This window comes from Nitrogeniibacter aestuarii (assembly GCF_017309585.1).
In the GTDB taxonomy this organism is placed as follows: Bacteria; Pseudomonadota; Gammaproteobacteria; order Burkholderiales; family Rhodocyclaceae; genus Nitrogeniibacter; species Nitrogeniibacter aestuarii.
Map to the genome: position 1 here is coordinate 3,513,979 of NZ_CP071321.1, position 20,030 is coordinate 3,534,008.

The window sequence follows — 20,030 nt, forward strand, 5'->3', positions numbered from 1 at the left end:
GTCAGCCTGCTGCAAGCTCGTCAGCGCGCGCCTGGGCGGCTTCGAAGTCCAGCGTACCTTCGTAGATGGCGCGGCCAGTGATCGCCCCCATGACGCCCTCTTCTTCAACCTTGCACAGGGCGTCGATGTCTCTCAGATCGGTCACGCCACCGGATGCGATCACAGGAATGAACAAGGACTGCGCCAAGCGAACGGTCGCCTCGATGTTCACACCGGAGAGCATGCCATCACGGCCGATGTCGGTATAGATCACGCCTTCAACGCCGTAATCCTGAAACTTCTGCGCCAGGTCGATGACATCGTGCCCGGTGAGTTTGGACCAACCGTCGACAGCCACCTTGCCATCCTTGGCGTCGAGGCCAACGATGATGTGCCCTGGGAAGGCGCTGCAGGCATCCTGCAGAAAACCCGGGTTCTTCACGGCGGCCGTCCCGATGATGACGTAATCGATGCCGTCATCCAGATAGCGTTCGATGGTATCGAGATCGCGAATCCCTCCACCGAGCTGGATCGGGATGTCGTCACCGAGCTCGTCCACGATGGCCTTGATGGCCTCTTCGTTCACGGGCTTGCCGGCAAAGGCGCCGTTCAGGTCGACAAGGTGCATGCGTCGCGCACCCTTGTCGAGCCAATGCCGGGCCATGGCAGCAGGATTTTCGGAAAATACCGTGGCATCTTCCATCTCGCCCTGTTTGAGTCGGACACAATGACCGTCCTTGAGGTCGATGGCGGGAATGAGCAACATACGCGTGGATCGCTATAGCGTCGGGGGAAAGAAACGTCGCGGCAGCCGGACCGTTTAAGGATTCCAGCTGATGAAATTGGTCAGCAACTGCAGACCGGCCCGGGCACTTTTCTCCGGGTGGAACTGCACGGCAAAAATGTTATCCCGTGACACGGCGCTGGTAAACCGGAAGCCGTAATCGGAATGTGCCGCAGCCAGCGACTCTTCGGCCGGCTGGACATAGTAACTGTGAACGAAATAGAAGCGGTCACCGTCCGGGATGTTGTCCCACATCGGGTGCGCGCCATCGTGCCAGACTTCATTCCAGCCCATGTGCGGCACCTTGAGCCGGGCCCCATCGGCCGCCACCATTTTCTCGTCGGCAAAGCGGCGAACATCGCCCTTGAACACACCCAGCCCGGGTACATTGCCTTCTTCACTGCGTTCGAACAGCATTTGAAGGCCGATGCAGATACCCAGAAACGGTTTTTCCGCGGCGGCCTTCATGACGGCGGCGTGAAGGCCCCGCGCTTCGAGCTCGGCCATGCAATCGGGCATGGCGCCTTGCCCCGGGAAGACCACGCGGCGCGCATCTGCGACCACGGACGGATCGTCCGTCACCTTGACGCTGGCACCGCCGGCCACATGTTCGATGGCTTTTTCAACCGACCGCAGGTTGCCCATGCCATAGTCGATCACTGCGACATCAATCATCAATGAATCACTCGAATACGGTTTGAATCGGTTTGTCGTGCGGCTTACAGCGCGCCCTTCGTGGACGGCACCACCCCGGCAGCGCGCGGGTCAAGCTCGGCAGCCATGCGCAACGCACGGCCAAACGCCTTGAAGATGGTTTCGCACTGGTGGTGCGCGTTCTCGCCCCGCAGGTTATCGATATGCAGACTCACGCCGGCATGATTCACGAAACCCTGGAAGAATTCACGCGCCAGATCGACATCGAACTTGCCGATGCGGGCACGCGTGTACTCAACGAAATAGTACAGGCCCGGCCGACCGGAAAAATCGACCACCACCCGGGACAGCGCCTCGTCGAGAGGCACATACGCATGGCCGTAGCGACGAATGCCCTTCTTGTCCCCCACGGCCTTCGCGAAGGCCTGCCCCAGCGTGATACCGACATCCTCGACCGTGTGATGGTCATCAATGTGGGTATCGCCGTTGCACAGGACGTTCAGATCCATCATCCCGTGGCGGGCAATCTGATCGAGCATGTGGTCGAGGAACGGGACCCCGGTTTCGAGCCGGGCTGCACCCGTACCGTCGAGATTGAGACCAACGGTAATCTGTGTTTCCAGGGTGTCGCGCTTAACTTCCGCCTGACGCATGATGATGGTGTGCCGATCGCCCCGAGGCCCGGCAAATACTGGTGATAAGGGGCTCATGATACCATCGCCCAATCATTCCATGTCTCCCTTTCGCCAAGGAAAAACAGGCCATCATGAGTCGATTCTGGAGCGATGTGGTTCATACGCTGACGCCCTACGTACCCGGCGAACAGCCCAAGATGGACCGACTCGTCAAACTCAACACCAACGAGAGTCCTTACGGCCCCTCGCCGCGCGTGATCGACGCCGTTCGCGACGCTGCCAGCGAAGATCTGCGCCGCTATCCGGATCCGAACGCCGACGCACTCAAGCAGTGCCTGGCCACCTATCACGGCCTCGAGCCGGCGCAGGTCTTCGTCGGCAATGGCTCGGACGAAGTGCTGGCCCATGCCTTCATGGGCCTGCTCAAGCATGACAAGCCCCTGCTGTTTCCCGATATCACCTACAGCTTCTACCCGGTGTATTGCGGCCTGTACGACATCGCCCATCGGCTGGTGCCACTGAACGAGCACTTCGAGATCGACCCCGCCGACTACACGGGCGAAGCCGGTGCGGTGATCTTCCCCAACCCGAACGCCCCCACGGGCCGGCTGATGCCGCTCGAGGCCGTCGAACAGATTCTCAAGGCGCAACCGGACGTCGTGGTGCTGGTGGACGAGGCCTACATCGACTACGGCGGTCAGTCCGCCGTCGGCCTGCTGGCCGAGCATCCCAACCTGCTGATTACGCGCACCTTCTCCAAGTCGCGGGCACTGGCGGGTCTGCGGGTGGGCTACGCCCTGGGCAGCGCGGAACTTGTCGAGGGGCTCGAACGGGTCAAGAACAGCTTCAACTCCTACCCGCTGGGCCGCCCGGCCCAGGCCGGCGCCATCGCTTCGGTGGAAGACGAGCCGTGGTTCCGCGACAGCTGCCAGCGAGTCATCGACAGCCGTGAGCATCTCACCGGCGCACTGGAGCGCATGGGCTTCGAGGTGCTCCCCTCTGCAGCCAACTTCATTTTCGCGCGCCACCCGGCGCATCCGGGCGCGGATCTGGCGGCAGCACTGCGAGAGCGTGCCATCATCGTGCGTCACTTCAAGTTGCCGCGCATCGACGCCTTCCTGCGCATCACGGTCGGCACCGACGATGAGTGCGACGCCCTCATCCAGGCGCTCGGAGACATTCTCTGAAGCGGTGATGTCTCAACAAAAAAACGCGGCCTCGGCCGCGTTTTTCTATCCCGGAGCCGAACTCACTTGACCCGATAGGCTGCCGAGCGCGCATGGGCCTGCAGCCCCTCGCCCTCGGCAAGCAGCGCCGCGACCGGCCCGAGCGTCTGCGCCCCAGCCTCCGAGACATGAATCAGGCTCGAGCGCTTCTGGAAATCGTACACCCCCAGAGGCGACGAGAAACGCGCGCTGCGCATGGTCGGCAAGACATGGTTCGGACCGGCACAGTAATCGCCCAGCGCCTCGACCGACCAGTGACCAACGAAGATCGCACCTGCGTGGCGAATCTTGCTCACCCACTGCTCGGCGCCCTCCAGCGACAGCTCGAGGTGTTCAGGGGCAATGCGATTGGCAATCGTGCACGCCTCATCCAGATCCGCCACCTTGATCAGCGCCCCGCGATTTCGCAGGGACGCATCGATGGTTTCCTGCCGCGGCATGGTGGGCAGCAGATTTTCGATCGACGCGTAGACTCGATCGATAAATTCGGCATCCGTGCACAACAGAATGGACTGGGCGAGTTCGTCATGCTCGGCCTGGGCGAACAAATCCATCGCCACCCAGTCGGGATCGCCCGAACCGTCGGAGATGACCAGCACCTCCGAGGGGCCGGCGACCATGTCGATGCCGACGGTACCGAACACGCGCCGCTTGGCCGAAGCCACATAGGCATTGCCCGGCCCGACAATCTTGTCCACCTGCGGAACGGTCTGCGTGCCATAGGCCAGCGCGGCCACCGCCTGCGCACCGCCAATGGTGAAGACGCGGTCCACGCCGGTAATGGCTGCCGCGGCCAGCACCAGCTTGTTGCGCTCGCCACCGGGCGTCGGCACCACCATGATGAGTTCCTTGACCCCGGCGACCTTGGCTGGAATGGCATTCATCAGCACCGAACTCGGATAGGCGGCACGCCCACCCGGCACATACAGCCCCACGCGATCGAGCGGTGTCACGATCTGCCCCAGGCGCGTGCCGTCCGCCTCGGTGTATTCCCAGGATTCGGCGACCTGACGGCGGTGATACGCCTCGACCCGATCCGCTGCGATCTGCAATGCCGCGCGTTGGGCGTCACTCAGCGAGGCCAGCGCCTCTTCCAGAACGGTGCGCGGCAACTCCAGCTCGGCCATCTGTCTTGCTTCGAGCCGGTCGAAACGGTTGGTGTACTCGATCACCGCCACGTCGCCCGTGGTCCGGACTGCCTTGAGAATATCGGTCACCGCGTTCTCGATTTTCTCGTCAGTGCCGCTCTCGAAGGCCAGCAGGGCATCGAGCGTCGGATAGAAGTCGCCATCACGCGAATCGAGGCGTCGAATCTGCTCACTCATGGCTTGATCGCTCCAGCAAAAGCATCAATGACCGGTTGGATCAGATCGCGCTTGACCTTGAGCGCGGCCTGATTGACCACCAGTCGTGAACTGATGTCCATGATGTCCTCGACCGCCTCAAGGTTGTTTGCCTTGAGCGTGCCACCGGTGGACACCAGATCCACGATGGCTTCGGACAACCCGACCAGAGGCGCCAGCTCCATGGACCCATAGAGCTTGATCAGGTCCACATGCATGCCCTTGGCTGCAAAATGCTCACGCGCCGCGCTCACATACTTGGTGGCCACGCGGATGCGTCCACCGGGTCGCGACGCCGCCGCGTAGTCGAATCCCTTGGGCACGGCCACGCACAGGCGGCAACGTGCGATGTTCAGATCGAGCGGCTGATAGAGTCCAGCGCCGCCATGTTCGATCAGCACGTCCTTGCCGGCAATCCCGAGATCGGCAGCGCCGTACTGGACATAGGTCGGCGTATCTGTCGCGCGGACGATCACCAGACGCACATCCTCCCGGTTGGTACCGATGATGAGTTTGCGCGACTTTTCCGGGTCGTCGGTCGGCACGATGCCGGCCGCAGCCAGCAGCGGCAGGGTTTCTTCAAAGATGCGGCCCTTGGACAGGGCGATCGTGATGCCGGACACAGCAGATTCCTTGGCTTCAGTCTTGTTCGGGAGGTGATTTTACCGGAGGCGCTCGACGCGGGCACCGAGGTCAGCAAGTTTCTGCTCGAGGTGCTCATAGCCGCGGTCCAGATGGTAGATCCGCTCGATGGTCGTTTCGCCTTCGGCGACCAGGCCTGCAATGATCAACCCGGCCGAAGCGCGCAGATCGGTGGCCATCACGGTCGCGCCCTCGAGATGCTCGACCCCGGTGACCACCGCCGTGTTGCCGTCGATGCGAATATCGGCACCAAGACGCTGCAGTTCGACCGCGTGCATGAAACGGTTTTCGAAAATCGTCTCGCGGATCACGGCCGTACCATTGGCGATGCAGTTGATCGCCATGAACTGTGCCTGCATGTCCGTGGGAAAAGCCGGATACGGCGCGGTGCGGATACTCACGGCGTTGAGGCGCGCCGGCGCCTTGAGGCGGATTGCGTCGCGCTCGGTCTCGATCTCGCAACCGGCATCGAGCAGCTTGTCGATCACGGCATCCAGATACGCGGACGATGTTTCTGTCAGGCGAATATCGCCCCCTGCCGCCGCCGCGGCACACAGATAGGTGCCGGTCTCGATACGGTCGGGCATGATCCGGTGGGTCGCGCCATGCAGGGCATCAACACCCTGAATGCGGATCACATCGGTACCGGCGCCTGAAATTCGTGCCCCCATGGCGACGAGACAGTTGGCCAGATCGACCACTTCGGGCTCACGCGCCGCATTCTCGATCACGGTCTCGCCGTCCGCCAGGCAGGCCGCCATCATGAGATTTTCGGTGCCGGTGACGGTCACCATGTCGGTGAACATCCGGGCGCCTCTGAGTCGCGGCGACTCGGCATGGATATAGCCATGCTCGACATTGATGCTCGCCCCCATGGCCTGCAGCCCCTTGATGTGCTGGTCAACCGGCCGGGCGCCAATGGCGCAGCCGCCCGGCAGACTCACCCGGGCTTCGCCGCATCGCGCGACCAACGGGCCCAGCACGAGGATGGAGGCTCGCATGGTCTTGACCCGTTCATAGGGCGCCACCGGGTTGTTCAGGCCTGAGGCGTCGAGCGTCACCACGCCTGCGGCTTCGTCACGCTCCACCGCCACACCCATCTGCTCGATCAGCGCCAGCAGGGTACGAATATCCTGCAATTGCGGCACGTTAGTGAAGGTTACGGGTTCGCGTGTGAGCAAAGCGCTGCACAGAATCGGCAGAGCCGCATTCTTGGCGCCGGAAATGCGCGTCTCACCGGTCAGGCGTGCGCCCCCGGTTATCAACAGCTTATCCATGGATCAGAGGTCCAGGTCCTGACGCACTTCTTCCCACTTTTCGGGCGTGTAGGTCTGCAGCTGCAGCGCGTGGATTTCGTTCCCCATCAGGGCGCCAAGCGTGGCATAGACAGCCTGGTGCTGCCGCACTCGAGGCTTGCCCGCAAACTCGTTGCTGACCACGATGCCCGTGAAGTGGACACCATCATCGCCTTCGATGTGGACGAAATCGCAGGGCATGCCCTGCTCGATCAGACGCTGGACCTCGGATGCTTCAAACATGTTCTTCTACCTACCGCGTCGGTGCACGCACCGCGCACGTCAATGACAAGGGATCAGGCGCGCAGCTTGTATCCACGCGCCAGCAGATTCAGGGTCAGGCCGGCAAGGAGAACCAGACACACGACGACGACACCCAGACTCATCCAGGGTGAGACGTCCGACTGACCGAAGAAGCCGTAGCGAAAACCGTCAATCATGTAGAAAAACGGGTTCAGGTGCGACACCTTCTGCCAGACGGCCGGCAGCGAATGGATCGAGTAGAACACGCCGGAGAGCATGGTCAGCGGCATGATCAGGAAGTTCTGAAACGCCGAGAGTTGGTCAAACTTGTCTGCCCAGATGCCCGCAATGATACCGAAAGATCCGAGAATCGCCCCACCGGCGACGGCAAAGATCAGGACCCACAGGGGAGAGGCCACCGGCAGCGAAACGAAATACAGCGAGGCAAGCGCAACGCCACCGCCCACGAAGAGACCACGAACGATGGCCGCCAGTACGTAGGCCACGTAGAACTCGCGATAGCTGATCGGCGGCAGCAGGATGAAGACGATATTGCCCGTGATCTTGCTCTGGATGAGCGACGACGACGTATTCGCAAAGGCGTTCTGCAACACCGACATCATCACCAGACCGGGCACGAGGAAGCTGGTATAGGGAATGTCGCCATACACCGTCACGTGCCGGTCAAGCACATGAGAAAAGATCATGAGGTAGAGCACCGCCGTCAGGACAGGCGCTCCCACGGTCTGGAAGCCCACTCGCCAGAAGCGCAGGATTTCCTTGTACAGCAGCGTGCGGAAGCCGGTGAAACGCGCGCTTTCAGGCATCCTGCATCACTCCCACGAAAACCTTCTCCAGATCAGGCGCCCCCAACTCCATTTCTTCGATGCAACCGCCACTCAGACGGATGCGCGAGAGCATGTCCTCGACCTCGCCGAAACGTTCGAAAGGCACCTCGACCCATCCACTGTCCTCTTCGATCGCGCCAGGCAGGAAATCGAGCCCGATCGGCTCGGCCAGTCGAATGCGCATGGTCCGCGTGGCGAATCGCTTGAGCAGATTGGCTGTGGTATCGAGTGCCACGACCTTGCCGGCCTTGAGCATGGCAATGCGATGGCAGAGCGTTTCGGCTTCTTCCAGATAGTGGGTCGTCAGCACGATGGTGTGCCCGTCCGTATTGAGCTTGCGGATGAAGCCCCACAAACCCTGACGCAGCTCGACATCAACGCCTGCCGTCGGCTCGTCGAGCACGATCACCGGCGGACGGTGAACAAGCGCCTGCGCCACCAGCACCCGGCGCTTCATGCCGCCGGACAGCATGCGCATGTTCGCATCGGCCTTGGCCGTCAGATCCAGATGCGCGAGGATTTCATCGATCCAGGCGTCATTGCGCGTCAGCCCGAAGTAGCCCGACTGGAGCCGAAGCGCTTCACGAACCGTGAAGAACGGATCGAACACCAGCTCCTGGGGCACAACCCCCAACGCGCGTCGCGCCTGACGGTAGTCAGTGACCACGTCATGCCCCATGACCTCGATGGCGCCTTCGTCAAGGCGCCCCAGCCCCGCCAGGGCGGATATCAGCGTGGTCTTGCCCGCGCCGTTCGGGCCGAGCAGCCCGAAGAATTCACCTTGCTCGACGCGCAGGTCGACGCCGCCGAGTGCTTGCAACTGGCCGTAACGCTTCACCGCGCCACGTACCGAAATCGCCGGTGTCGTCATTCGTCTGAAGCGGAAATATCGAACAGGTCCGCGACCCCGTAGAGATCGGCCAGCGCGGCCATGCCTTCGGGCATCGCCTTGATGGACAGCCGCCGGTCGCGTCCTGCCTGCTCGCGCGCCAGCGCGACGAGCAGGGCCAACGCCGTTGAATCGGCCTCGGACACGCCCGTCAGGTCAACACACGTGGGCCGCACCGCCCTGGCCTGATCAAGGGATGACGTAGCCGTTTCAAAGGTAAGGGCGCCTTGCGGCGCCCAGACAGCAAGCTCGCTCACTGGACCTTGCTACCGAGTTCCGCGTTCTTCGCTTCCAGGGATGAGATCAGTCCGTCGATACCGCCCTGGCGAATCTGGTTGGCAAACGAGCTGCGGTAGTTGGTCACCAGACTCACGCCGGCCACGGCCACGTCATAGACTTTCCAGGCGTCGCCCTGCATCTCGAGCGCATAGTCGATATCGACTGGCTTGGCGCCAGGCTGACGCACTTCGGAGCGAACCGTGACGTCCTTGTCCTCTGGACGAGCCCGCAGCGGCTTGAAGTCAATGACCTGGTCGCGATACTCGGTCAGCGCATTGGAATAGGTGCGCACCAGCAATGTCCGGAAGGCACTCACAAGTTTCTCGCGCTGCTCCGGCGTGGCCTGTCGCCAGTCACGACCGACGGCAAGCGACGTCATCAGCCGAAAATCGAAGTGCGGCAACACCTTCTCTTCGACCAGCGCCACAGCCTTGCTGGTATCTCCCCGCTGAATGGCCTGATCCTTGCGCACAATTTCCAGCACTTCATTCGACACGGATTTGACGAGTTCATCCGGCGCCTGGGCGGCAAAGCCGTTCAGGCTGACCATCGCCACAAGGGCCATGAGCCCCTTGCGAAACCACGCTTTCATTTTGTTCTTTCCTTCTTTTTGCTGTTCTCTGGATGGTTCAGCGTACAGGCTGGACCAGCGCAAACTTGAGGCTGTTGGAGGCCATCTCGTCCGCTTCGACCATCGCCAGACCGTTCGGTTGCAGATCGAACATGGCTCCATCGTCGAAACGCTCGCGCGGCGGGTTGCCGTCGTAAATTTCATATCGACGACGCTGCAGGTAGAAGTCACGCGTGTAGGCGTATTTGTCGAGACTGCCCTGCTCGACCGCACGCTCCGCCCCGAGCAGTCGATAACGCTGATCGACGAGCTTGAGACCGGTGGTGGCATTGCGGGCAGCCACATCGGACAACTGAGCGAAGGACGAACCCACCCAGTCGACGGGCAAGGCGCCGGCTCCACGCAGGGTACGAGGCCCGAAGAACGGCACCACGAAGTAAGGCCCCTGCGGCACACCCCACACCGCAAGGGTCTGACCGAAGTCTTCGTCGTGCTTCTCGATGCCCATCTCGGTGGCGATATCGAACACACCGAAGATGCCCAGTGTGGAGTTGATCAGCACACGCCCCAGGTCGGAGAAGCCGTCGCGGCCCTTGCCCTGCATGAGGTTGTTTGCGCCAATCCAGACATCGCCCAGATTGCCGAAGAAATTGCTCACGCCGGTCTTCACCGGCAGCGGCGCGACCACGTTGTAAGACTTGGCCAGGGGTTTCATCACCGCCTTGTCCACGCTCTCGTTGATCGAGAACATGGTGCGGTTATACGACTCCCAGGGATCATCCGGATTTTCATAGGGCACTGAGGCGCACCCCGCCACCACCCCGACAACAGCCAGGACGGCAACATGTTTCATTTTCGGTAACAGCTTCATACGCAGGCCCAGCAAATCAGTTAGTCGGCGGCGCTTCGGCAGCCTTGTCAAAGAGGAATTGACCAATCAGTTTCTCTAGAACGACCGCAGACTGGGTCAGCTTGAGCCGATCTCCGTCTTCCAGGTTGCGTGTATCGCCGCCCGGCTCAAGGCCAACATACTGTTCGCCCAGCAGCCCGGAGGTCAGAATCTCGCCACTCGTGTCCTTCGGAAAGGTGAACCGGGCATCAATGGCCATGCTTACAACGGCTTCGAAACGCTCGTTGTCATAACGCACGTCAGTCACCCGCCCGACCACCACACCAGCCACCTTGACCGGCGCGCGCACCTTGAGACCGCCGATATTGGTAAAGCTCGCCTCGATACGGTAGTTGTCGGCAAAGCTGGCCGCGGACAGATTGCCCACCTTGAGCGCCAGAAAGATCAGCGCGGCACAGCCGGCCAGCACGAAAATACCCACCCAGAAATCAAGTACAGTGCGGTTCATCACTGGCCCCGGAACATGAAAGAAGTCAAAACAAAATCAAGCGCAAGAATGGCCAAGGCCGAGGTCACGACGGTGCGCGTGATGGCACGGGAGACCCCTTCGGCAGTCGGCACGCAGTCGTAGCCTTCGAACACCGCAATCAATGACACGGCGATACCAAAGACAACGCTCTTGATCACGCCGTTCATGACATCGAAGCGCCAATCCACCGCCGCCTGCATCTGCGACCAGAAGGCACCATCGTCGACACCGATGAAGGGCACCCCGATGAGCCAGCCACCGAAAATCCCCATGGCAGAGAACATGGCCGCCAGCAGGGGCATGGAAATCACGCCGCCCCAGAATCTCGGGGCCGCCACACGGGCAATCGGATTGACCGCCATCATGTCCATGGCCTTGAGTTGCTCGGTGGTCTTCATCAGGCCGATTTCGGCAGTGACCGCGGAGCCGGCACGACTGGCGAAGAGCAGCGCCGCGACCACCGGGCCCAGTTCCCGCGTCAGGGACAAGGCCACCAGCACCCCCAGGGCCTCGCTCGACCCATAGCGCTGCAGGGTTTCGTAACCCTGCAAGCCCAGGACCAGCCCCACGAAAAGCCCGGACACCAGAATGATCAGCAGCGAAAGCACGCCACTGAAATAGATTTCCCGAATCGTCAGATGCAGCCGGGCCAGCGACTGGCCGGAGTTCTTCAGCAGCAGCCACATGAAGCGTGTCGCAAAACCGAGCCGCCAGATGCCGTTGATCGTCATGGCGCCAATCTGGCGAATCATGCGGCACCTCCTTTCATCAGATCCTCTGCAATGGGTTTCGCGTCGACATGGAACGGTACCGGCCCATCCGCCTCGGCGTGAATGAATTGGTGCACAAAAGGATCCTTCGTGGCGCGAATCTCGTCGGGCGTACCCTGCGCGACGATGCCCCCGTCGGAGACGAAGTACACGTAGTCCACGATGTCGAGTGATTCGCTCACGTCGTGAGTCACCATCACCGAGGCAGCGCCCAGCGCATCGTTGAGCCTGCGGATCAGTTGCCCGATCACCCCCAGGGAAATCGGATCCAGCCCGGCAAACGGCTCGTCATACATGATCAGCATCGGATCCAGGGCAATCGCCCGGGCCAGTGCCACACGACGCGCCATGCCGCCGGACAGTTCGGAAGGCATGAGGCCGTGAGCGCCGCGCAGGCCGACCGCCTGAAGCTTCATGAGCACGAGGTCGCGAATCATCGACTCGGGCAGGTCGGTATGCTCGCGCATGGGGAACGCCACATTGTCGAAAACCGACATGTCGGTAAAAAGCGCCCCGAACTGAAACAGCATGCCCATGCGGCGGCGCAACGCGTACAGACCGGACGTATTGAGCCCGGCCAAGGACTGCCCGGCCACCCGGACCTCGCCCGAAGAAGCCAGAACCTGTCCGCCCATCAGGCGCAGCAGCGTGGTCTTTCCGCAACCACTGCCGCCCATGATGGCCACCAGTTGGCCACGGTGAATCTTCAGGTCGATGCCGCGCAGCACCTCCCGCTCGCCATAGGCGAAGCGGACGTCCTTGAGCTCGACGAGAACATTACCTTCAAAATCAGCCAACTGGCGCCTCCTTGAATTCGAACCGGCGATCTTACCAGAGCCGTGATGCAGTGCCGATATTTTGCCGCACTGCATCACCCCCGAATCGTGAGCGATTCCGCTAAACTGGTCAGGCTTTGACTGCCCGAACGGCCCATGACTCAAAAGCCTTCCCTGCTGATCGTCGATGATGACGCGTTGATCGTCGAGACGCTGGGCATGTTGCTCGGCGACGATTTCAAGATCAGCTCGGCGCCGACCCGGCAAGCCGCGATCGAGGTCGTGCGCGCCCTGCCGGACCCACCCGAACTCGCCCTGGTCGATCTGGGCCTTCCCCCCGCCCCCCACCGCCCGGAAGAAGGCTTTGCCCTGATCGCCGACCTGCTGGCCCACGCCCCGGAAATGCGCATCATCGTACTGTCGGGTCAGAGTGACGTGAGCAGCGCACGACGCGCACGCACGCTCGGCGCGCTCGAATTTGTTGCCAAACCGGCCGAACCTGCTCTGCTCAAACGTATCCTGACGCAAGCACTGCGCACCGAGTCGCACGGGCGCATGCAATCCATCGTCGGCGACAGCCCGGTCATTGCCGGCCTGCGTTCCCGCATCCTGCAATACGCCGACACGCCGTTTCCGGTGCTGATCCAGGGCGAATCAGGCGCGGGCAAGGAACGCGTGGCCGAACAACTGCATGCCACCAGCCGACGCCGCAAGGAGCCGTTTCTCACGATCAATTGCGCTGCCATCGCCCCCACACTGATCGAAGCCGCCCTCTTCGGTCACACCCGCGGGGCGTTCACCGGAGCCGCAGCCCCCCGAAGCGGCTACTTCGAAGAGGCCAGCGAAGGCAGCCTGCTCCTCGATGAGATCGGCGAACTGCCCCTGGACTTACAACCGAAGTTGCTGCGCGTGCTTGAGAACGGTGAATTCCAGCGCGTGGGCGAGACCCGGCCCCAGTTCAGCAACACGCGCGTGCTGGCCGCCACCAACCGCGATCTGGCCGCCGAAGTGCGGGCCGGGCGCTTCCGGGCCGACCTCTACCACCGCCTCAGTGTGTTTACCCTGCATGTGCCGCCACTGCGCGACATGGGGAACGACCGCCTCGTGCTGCTTCAGCATTTTCGCGATCACTTCTCGCGCCAGACCGGCAATCCCCCCTTTGAGATGACCGACGCCGCGACTGCGCGCTGGCTCAGTTACGACTTTCCTGGCAATGTGCGCGAGTTGAAGAACATCTGCATCCGCCTTCAGACCAAGTTTCCCGGTGGCGTGGTCACCGATATTCTGCTCGAAGACGAACTCGATCGTCGCAACCCGAATATCGCGTCACAGCCTAGGGAAGAGCGGCGGGGCCTTGCCGACCAGAAAGGCGGGGTCACCCAAGCCATGCGCCAACTGGAGCAGTCCCCCGATTTCAGCCTCGATGCTGCCTTGCGAGAGCAAGAGCGGATGTTCATCGAAGCCGCACTGCGGCTGGCCAACGGCAATATAAGTCAGGCGGCAAGGCATCTGGGCATCAATCGCACCACGCTCTACAACCGGATGGACACGCTCGGGCTGCCCCGCAGTGCCCAGTCCTCGACACTCGACTCATGATGTATCTGGACCACTTCGGCCTGCGCGAACTGCCCTTCCGGCTCACCCCCCTGACCGAGTTCTTTTTTTCGGGCGCCAAGCGCGGCGCCACGGTCGATGCGCTGATCTATGCCATTCTTCAGGACGAAGGCATCGTCAAGGTCAGTGGCGAGGTCGGCTCGGGCAAGACCATGCTCTGCCGCGTTCTCATCGAGCGCCTGCCCGACACGGTCGACACGGTCTATTTCGCCAACCCCAGCCTCGACCCCGAGGATCTGCTACGCACCATCGCCAGCGAACTCGACCTGAGCGTCAGCGGCGGCAGCCTCGGGTCTCTGATCACCACCATCCAGGACGAACTGATCCGCCGGCACGGTCTTGGTCGCCGGGTGGTCGCCCTTATCGACGAAGCCCACGCGATGCCGGCTCAGTCGCTTGAGCAAATCCGCCTGCTGTCCAACCTCGAGACCGGGCGCCACAAGTTGCTGCAACTGGTGCTCTTCGGGCAGCCGGAACTGGATGCCCTGCTCGAGACCCGTGCCATGCGCCCGCTGAAAGACCGGATCACGCACCATTTCAGCCTCGATCCGTTCTCGGCCGAAGAGGTCGCGGATTACCTCGAATTCCGCATGCGCGCCGCAGGCTACCGCGGCCCGAGCGTCTTCAGCCCGGCATCGACTCGCAAGATTGCCCACTACGCCTGTGGCCTGTCGCGACGCGTGAACGTCCTGGCCGACAAATCGCTACTTGCGGCCTACGCCCAGAACCTGTTTGCGGTCAATCCGGTCCACGTCAAAACGGCCGCCCGCGACGCACAATACCTGCCGCAAGGCATGCGCCGGCCGGGCTGGCTGACCATCCCCGTGATTCTGGCCGTGAGTGTCGTGCTTGCCTGGCAAGCATACGCCCGTCTGGCAGCTGACGACGTCGTGGCGCGATCCGCGACCCACACGGGCGACCCGGTGGCACCACCAGCAACATCGCAGCCCCCCGAATCCAGGGTGCATGACGGCTCGACACCGACGGCCGCGCAGGCCGCCACCACAAAACGTCGCGAAGAAACACCTCATGACGGCTTGCCGCCGGGCGAAGCAGCCGCCCCTGCAGCCGCCGCCCCGACGACCGGGAGCGCGAGCCCTCGCCAGCAGGATGCCGACACCGCCACAGCTCAACGCGTCGACAACGAGGGCGCGTCCGATGACATTCTCGCGCACGCCGAGGCCGCGCTGGCCGACTGGCTACCCACGACCGATGAGCGCACCTGGTTCATTCAGCTGCACACCAACACCGACATCCCGGACGCCCAGTTGGCAGCTCAAGTGGCTCGGGCGCGCAGCCTCATGCCCGAGCAGGACATCCGGGTCTATCGCGCTTCGCTTGGTAACAGCGAGCGCACCGGCGTCATCACCGGCAGCTTCCAGAACGAGCGTGACGCGATGCGCGCCCTCGACGGCCTGCCCCCTGCCTACCGCGCCGCGGGGGCCTACGTCCGGCGAGCGGAGCATCTCAAGTAGCACACCGATGCCCAAAGCATCGACTCCACGTGCACTATTGCCCGCATCCTCATGAAAATATTGATGTTCATGAATAAACGTTTAACATTGACCCATCGATTCAACCGTTGAACGCATGAACCCTCGCCTCGCGCCGCTCATGGCCACCTGTATCGCGCTGACAGCCTGCTCAACCGTGCCAACAGCCGTCGCGCCGGATGGTCATCTCAAATCTGCCGATGTGGCCAAGGCTGCGGGCATGCGCGCCGCCAACATTCCGCCCCCGGTGACCCGGACCTTTGCGTTGCCGCCCCCCAAGGCCGTCCCGAAAGCCGAGACCTATTCCGTGGTGGTCAACGATGTCGATGTGCGCGAGCTGCTGTTCGCCCTCGCCCGCGACGCGCGCATCAACGTGGATGTCCATCCGGGCCTGAGCGGCCGCGTCACCCTCAACGCCATCAACCAGACACTGCCCCAGCTGCTTGACCGCATCGGCGAACAGGTCGACATGCGCTACGAGCAGAGCGGCCCCAATCTGGTGGTCAAGCCCGACACCCCGTATCTGCACACCTATCGCATCAACTACGTGAATGTCAGCCGGACCGCCTCTGGCACGGTGTCGACCAATACACAGATTGCCACCAACGGCGGTGCCGCCGGCAGCAACTCGGGCTCGGGAGGCAACGTCTCGAGCACCCGCATTGAAAACGCGTCGACGAACGCGTTCTGGGCATCGATCGAAACCAACATCAAGGATCTGCTCAAGGAAACCGACAAGATCATTCCGGCAGGCACCGACGTCGCCGAAGGGGAAACGCCCCGCTTCCGCGAAGCGGCCTCGGTGATCGTCAACCGCGAAACCGGCATCGTGAATGTACGGGCGACCGCCAGGCAGCACACCAAGGTGCGCGAGTTCATCGACCGCGTCTCGGCCGCCGCGCGCCGACAGGTGATGATCGAAGCGACCATCGTCGAAGTATCGCTCAGCGACAACTACCAGCAAGGTATCGACTGGTCGCACCTCGGCGGCACCACCTTCGGCATCGCCAGCCCGCAGCTCGGCGCCAACGTCGGCAGCTCGCGCATTCCCTTTGCCGTCACCTACGAATCAGCCAACCTGGCCATCGATATCGAACTGCTTGAAGCTTTCGGCACGGTCAAGGTGCTCTCGAGTCCTCGCCTTGCCGTGCTGAACAACCAGACCGCCATGCTCAAGGTCGTGGACGAGTTCGTCTATTTCGAAGTCAAGGCCGAGACGGTATCCACCGCCAACGTAGACAGCCGCACCACCTTCACCACCACGCCACGCTCCGTGTCGGTCGGCATGGTCATGTCGATCACGCCGCAGATTGCCGAATCAGGCGAAGTCACACTCAACGTCCGGCCCACCATCTCGAGCATTTCCGACCTCAAGGAAGACCCCAACCCGAACCTCGCGGCGGCCAACATCCGCAATCTTGTCCCGCAGATCCGCACGCGCGAAATCGAATCCATGTTGCGCCTGCGCAGCGGGCAGATTGCCGTGCTCGGGGGGCTTATGGAAGACAAGATCGACTACAAGACCGGGCGCATCCCCGCCGTCGGTGCCGTGCCCCTGTTCGGGGAGTTGTTCACCAAGCGCGACAACGCCGTCGAGAAGACGGAGCTGGTCATCTTCCTGCGGCCGGTGGTCTCCGACGACGGTTACATGAGCGCGGACATGGCCCGGCGCCTGCCGGACGATAACTTCTTCTCCCAGCCCGTACCGGGCCGTCGGAATTTTGATGCCGAGTATCCTGCGCTCGGCACGCCTGCGCCATGAGCCTGCTGATCGACGCGCTTCGAAAAGCGGAAAAGGATCGGGAACAGTCCTCGCCCGCACGAGATGATCTCGAGGGGCTCACCCTCGAACCCATCTCGCCGGCAAGCGATGCGCCAATGACCCTGCCGCCGGAGTTGACCAGCGACCAGCGTGCCGCGGCCAACCTGTTCGACGTCAATCGGCAGAGTTCGCCACCCAGCCCTCTGGTCTGGTTTGCCATTGCGGGCGTCGTCGGCGGCCTCGCCATTGGTGCTTACGTCTGGTGGCAGATGCAACCTGCCAACACCTTGTTGATCACCCGCGGCGAACCGGCACCGATCGAGGTTCAAGTGGCCCCGACGCCCTCGCCCAGGGTGGACGTCACGCCACCGCCCGCCTCAACCGAGACGGCACCCACGGCCGCCAGCGCCATCCAGCGTATCGCCCCTGCCGCGCCGACCCGGCCTGCCAGTTCGGCGCTGCCTCCGCCCGATATCGGCAACCTCGGCGACGCCGAACCCCCGACACCTGCCGCGCCGCCTGCTGAGGCGCCAGTGCGCCTGGCCCGCACGCAGAGCGCACCCAGCGCAGTACCGCCGCAGCTGGCGGCGGGATACGCGGCCTATCAGGCCGGCGATCTGGCCACCGCACAGCGCCATTACGCCATGCACCTGCGACGCGACCCGAACAACGTGGACGCGCTCAACGGCATGGGCGCCATCGCCATGCGCGACGGGCGACCGGAAGACGCCATCCGCTGGTTCCGGCGATCGCTTGAGGCTGTGCCCGGCGACTCCGTCGCCACCGTCGGCCTGGCCAGCCTGCTGCCAACGGACGACATCGTGGCGCAGGAAAGCCGGCTGCGCTCGCAATTCGAAAGCTCGCCCGACGATGGCACCACCCCGTTCGCGCTCGGCAACGCCCTGGCGCGTCAGGGTCGATGGAGCGAAGCTCAATCGGCGTACTTCGACGCCCACACGGCCGATCCGGGCAATCCGGACTACCTCTTCAACCTGGCGGTCAGCCTCGACCAGCTCGGCCAGCCGGCACTGGCGCAGACCTACTATCGACGCGCACTCGACGCGGCTCGGTCACGCCCGGCTGCATTCGATTCGATCAGCGCCCAGACACGACTCGCAGAACTGGACGGAGGCACGCGGTGAATGCGCCGTCGCAGGGCCGTGCCCCGCTGGGCCAGACGCTCATTGCCACGGGCGTCATCACCGAAGATCAGCTCCGCATCGCCCTGCTCGAGCAAACGCGCGTTGACCGCCCCATTGGCCGGCTGCTGATCGACCTGGGCTTCGTCACTGAAGCCGCGCTGCGCGACGCGCTCTCGGCCAGCCTGGGCAAGCAGAGCGTCGACCTGGCGAACACCATCGCCGACCCCGAGGCCTTGAGTCTGGTCCCGCAGGAAGTGGCGAAACGCCACCGCTTGCTGCCCCTGAGCTTCGACGCGGAGCGCAACCGGCTGACCATTGCCATTGCCGACATCAACGACGTGGTGGCACTCGACAAACTGCGAGGGCTGGTCGCCGAAGACATCGCCATCGAAACGCTGCTGGCGGGCGACTCTGAAATCGCGCGGGCCATCGACCAGTATTACGGCTACAAGCTGTCGATCGACGGCATCCTGCACGAGATCGAAACCGGCGAGATCGACTTCCGCTCGCTGGCGAGTACCACCGACGAGTACAGCCAGCCGGTCGTCCGGCTGATCGATGCCCTGCTCTCCAACGCGGTGAAACGCGACGCATCAGACGTCCACTTCGAGCCCGAGGCCGCCTTCCTTCGCATCCGCTATCGCATCGATGGCATGCTTCGCCAGGTGCGCGCACTGCACAAGAGTTACTGGCCCGCCATGGCGGTGCGCATCAAGGTCATGGCCGGCCTGAACATCGCCGAGACGCGCGCGCCGCAGGATGGCCGCATCACGCTCAACATCAGCGGCCGGCAGGTGGATTTTCGCGTCTCTTCGCAGCCGACAATCCATGGCGAAAACATCGTCCTGCGTGTGCTGGACCGCCAGAAGGGCATTGTCGAACTCGACCAGCTCGGGCTCGGCGAAGCGCAGCTCGATCTGCTCAAGCTCATGATCGCCAGGCCGGAAGGCCTCATCCTTGTGACCGGCCCGACCGGCAGCGGCAAGACCACCACGCTGTATTCCATCCTCAATCACATCAACGATGAGGGGCTGAACATCATGACGCTGGAGGATCCGGTCGAGTACCCCATGACCATGATCCGTCAGACGGCCGTTTCCGACACCGCCAAGCTCGATTTCGCCAATGGCGTGCGCGCCATGCTGCGCCAGGATCCGGACATCATCCTGGTAGGTGAAGTCCGCGATCCGGACACCGCGAACATGGCCTTCCGCGCGGCCATGACCGGCCACCAGGTGTATTCGACCCTGCACACCAACACCGCCATCGGCGCGATTCCCCGCCTGCTCGACCTGGGCATCACCCCGGAGGTCATGACCGGCAACCTGATCGGCATCGTCGCCCAGCGACTGATCCGCAAGCTGTGCCCTCATTGCCGGGAAAGCTATGTTCCCGAACCGTGGGAGCTCAAGCTGCTGGGCCAATCGACCGAGCGCGGCCCCGAATCGCTGCATCGCGCGGTCGGCTGCAAGCACTGCGACTTCCAGGGCTATCGCGGGCGCACCGCCATCATGGAACTGGTGCGCATGGACGCCGACATGGACGAGCTGATCGCCCGCCGGGCCAGCCAGCGAGACGTGCGCAATGCTGCCCGCGCCAAGGGATACCGCTCGCTCGCCGAGGACGGCGTGCGACGCGTGCTCGATGGCACCACGTCGCTGGACGAACTGACCCGCGTGGTGGACCTCACCGACCGGATGGCGTGA

The 20,030-nt window shown here is 62.9% G+C and carries 21 protein-coding genes; 6 read left to right on the top strand and 15 right to left on the bottom strand.

Features of this window, described 5'->3' with window-relative positions:
- Window position 1 precedes the first annotated feature (1 nt).
- Genes hisA through hisB form a run of 3 tightly spaced genes read right to left on the bottom strand, consistent with a single transcriptional unit; the run spans window position 2 to window position 2,070 of the window.
- Window positions 2–745: a 1-(5-phosphoribosyl)-5-[(5-phosphoribosylamino)methylideneamino]imidazole-4-carboxamide isomerase gene (hisA, locus tag J0W34_RS16380; protein ID WP_227816384.1), complete on the bottom strand. Its 744-nt coding sequence runs from the start codon at window positions 743–745 to the stop codon at window positions 2–4.
- A gap of 54 nt (window positions 746–799) precedes the next feature.
- Window positions 800–1,438: an imidazole glycerol phosphate synthase subunit HisH gene (gene hisH, locus J0W34_RS16385; protein ID WP_227816383.1), complete on the bottom strand. Its 639-nt coding sequence runs from the start codon at window positions 1,436–1,438 to the stop codon at window positions 800–802.
- A gap of 44 nt (window positions 1,439–1,482) precedes the next feature.
- A complete protein-coding gene (hisB, locus tag J0W34_RS16390; protein WP_230971694.1) occupies window positions 1,483–2,070 on the bottom strand; it encodes an imidazoleglycerol-phosphate dehydratase HisB in 588 nt (195 codons plus the stop codon).
- A 113-nt stretch (window positions 2,071–2,183) separates the two neighbouring features.
- On the opposite strand from hisB, the gene hisC reads away from it, so the two are divergent.
- A complete protein-coding gene (gene hisC, locus J0W34_RS16395; protein ID WP_230969495.1) occupies window positions 2,184–3,239 on the top strand; it encodes a histidinol-phosphate transaminase in 1,056 nt (351 codons plus the stop codon).
- A 62-nt stretch (window positions 3,240–3,301) separates the two neighbouring features.
- Here hisC and hisD read toward each other — a convergent pair whose 3' ends face one another.
- From hisD to J0W34_RS16455, 12 genes are all read right to left on the bottom strand, one after another.
- Entirely contained in the window at window positions 3,302–4,603 is a 1,302-nt protein-coding gene (gene hisD / locus J0W34_RS16400; protein ID WP_230969496.1) for a histidinol dehydrogenase, read from the bottom strand.
- A complete protein-coding gene (hisG, locus tag J0W34_RS16405; RefSeq protein ID WP_227816380.1) occupies window positions 4,600–5,244 on the bottom strand; it encodes an ATP phosphoribosyltransferase in 645 nt (214 codons plus the stop codon). Before hisG ends, hisD begins: the two co-directional genes overlap by 4 nt.
- 39 nt (window positions 5,245–5,283) lie before the next feature.
- Entirely contained in the window at window positions 5,284–6,540 is a 1,257-nt protein-coding gene (murA, locus tag J0W34_RS16410) for a UDP-N-acetylglucosamine 1-carboxyvinyltransferase (protein ID WP_227816379.1), read from the bottom strand.
- A gap of 3 nt (window positions 6,541–6,543) precedes the next feature.
- The gene (locus J0W34_RS16415; RefSeq protein ID WP_227816378.1) at window positions 6,544–6,801 is read right to left on the bottom strand and encodes a BolA family protein; all 258 of its coding nucleotides are present in this window, start codon (window positions 6,799–6,801) and stop codon (window positions 6,544–6,546) included.
- Window positions 6,802–6,854: 53 nt separating this feature from the next.
- Window positions 6,855–7,628 (bottom strand): ABC transporter permease, encoded by a 774-nt coding sequence (locus J0W34_RS16420; RefSeq protein ID WP_227816377.1) that lies wholly within the window; start codon window positions 7,626–7,628, stop codon window positions 6,855–6,857.
- Entirely contained in the window at window positions 7,621–8,520 is a 900-nt protein-coding gene (locus tag J0W34_RS16425) for an ABC transporter ATP-binding protein (protein WP_230969497.1), read from the bottom strand. Before J0W34_RS16425 ends, J0W34_RS16420 begins: the two co-directional genes overlap by 8 nt.
- Window positions 8,517–8,795, bottom strand: coding sequence for an STAS domain-containing protein (locus J0W34_RS16430; RefSeq protein WP_230969498.1), 279 nt, complete (start codon window positions 8,793–8,795; stop codon window positions 8,517–8,519). The genes J0W34_RS16425 and J0W34_RS16430 overlap by 4 nt, the downstream gene beginning before the upstream one ends.
- The gene (locus tag J0W34_RS16435) at window positions 8,792–9,382 is read right to left on the bottom strand and encodes an MlaC/ttg2D family ABC transporter substrate-binding protein (RefSeq protein WP_227816507.1); all 591 of its coding nucleotides are present in this window, start codon (window positions 9,380–9,382) and stop codon (window positions 8,792–8,794) included. Before J0W34_RS16435 ends, J0W34_RS16430 begins: the two co-directional genes overlap by 4 nt.
- Window positions 9,383–9,446: 64 nt before the next feature.
- On the bottom strand, window positions 9,447–10,241 hold the full coding sequence (locus tag J0W34_RS16440) for an MlaA family lipoprotein (protein WP_230969499.1): 795 nt from the start codon (window positions 10,239–10,241) through the stop codon (window positions 9,447–9,449).
- Window positions 10,242–10,275: 34 nt separating this feature from the next.
- Window positions 10,276–10,746, bottom strand: a complete 471-nt coding sequence (mlaD, locus tag J0W34_RS16445; protein WP_227816373.1) for an outer membrane lipid asymmetry maintenance protein MlaD — start codon at window positions 10,744–10,746, stop codon at window positions 10,276–10,278.
- The gene (mlaE, locus tag J0W34_RS16450) at window positions 10,746–11,519 is read right to left on the bottom strand and encodes a lipid asymmetry maintenance ABC transporter permease subunit MlaE (protein ID WP_230969500.1); all 774 of its coding nucleotides are present in this window, start codon (window positions 11,517–11,519) and stop codon (window positions 10,746–10,748) included. Before mlaE ends, mlaD begins: the two co-directional genes overlap by 1 nt.
- Window positions 11,516–12,334, bottom strand: coding sequence for an ABC transporter ATP-binding protein (locus J0W34_RS16455; RefSeq protein WP_230969501.1), 819 nt, complete (start codon window positions 12,332–12,334; stop codon window positions 11,516–11,518). The genes mlaE and J0W34_RS16455 overlap by 4 nt, the downstream gene beginning before the upstream one ends.
- Before the next feature lie 135 nt (window positions 12,335–12,469).
- On the opposite strand from J0W34_RS16455, the gene J0W34_RS16460 reads away from it, so the two are divergent.
- The 5 genes from J0W34_RS16460 (at window position 12,470) to J0W34_RS16480 (ending at window position 20,030) form a co-directional block, all read left to right on the top strand.
- Entirely contained in the window at window positions 12,470–13,909 is a 1,440-nt protein-coding gene (locus J0W34_RS16460; RefSeq protein ID WP_227816370.1) for a sigma-54-dependent transcriptional regulator, read from the top strand.
- Window positions 13,906–15,402 (top strand): ExeA family protein, encoded by a 1,497-nt coding sequence (locus tag J0W34_RS16465; RefSeq protein ID WP_227816369.1) that lies wholly within the window; start codon window positions 13,906–13,908, stop codon window positions 15,400–15,402. The genes J0W34_RS16460 and J0W34_RS16465 overlap by 4 nt, the downstream gene beginning before the upstream one ends.
- 115 nt (window positions 15,403–15,517) lie before the next feature.
- A complete protein-coding gene (locus tag J0W34_RS16470) occupies window positions 15,518–17,182 on the top strand; it encodes a pilus (MSHA type) biogenesis protein MshL (protein WP_230969502.1) in 1,665 nt (554 codons plus the stop codon).
- On the top strand, window positions 17,179–18,324 hold the full coding sequence (locus J0W34_RS16475; protein ID WP_230969503.1) for a tetratricopeptide repeat protein: 1,146 nt from the start codon (window positions 17,179–17,181) through the stop codon (window positions 18,322–18,324). Before J0W34_RS16470 ends, J0W34_RS16475 begins: the two co-directional genes overlap by 4 nt.
- A complete protein-coding gene (locus tag J0W34_RS16480; protein ID WP_230969504.1) occupies window positions 18,321–20,030 on the top strand; it encodes a GspE/PulE family protein in 1,710 nt (569 codons plus the stop codon). The genes J0W34_RS16475 and J0W34_RS16480 overlap by 4 nt, the downstream gene beginning before the upstream one ends.